This window comes from Treponema sp. R6D11 (assembly GCF_054786075.1).
On sequence record NZ_BDHD01001255.1, the window covers coordinates 1 to 348 of the forward strand.

General features: G+C 44.8%; 1 protein-coding gene. It reads right to left on the reverse strand.

What is annotated here, in order from left to right:
* The coding region (locus tag ACYVTD_RS18335; RefSeq protein WP_461249030.1) for a hypothetical protein at positions 1 to 348 on the reverse strand (348 nt) is incomplete at both ends.

Sequence of the window (348 nt, forward strand, 5' to 3'; positions counted from 1 at the left end):
TTGATACTCCGGCCGTTTTTTCGGGAGTGGACTCCCCGACTAATCTTGAAAGAGACGGATTAAGCACGAGCGTCTCGGAAAGAAATTCTCTCTGCGATAAAGTAATCGGTATTTCAAAGATAGTGCCGCTTTCGTTGTTCAGTTTGATAATAGCGTTTTTCTCGTCAATTGTTGAGGGGATTGTTACAATAGCCGCCGTAAATCCGGGTTTCCAGCCGTCTTCGGGAATTGAAAAACAAGTAGCTTTTGACACTTGCTTTCCGTTTACAAAAACAGTTACATCTTTTATGGGAGCGTTTACGCCGATAGTTACAGGGTCTCCAGGGCGTGGCGATTCGGGGATTATAG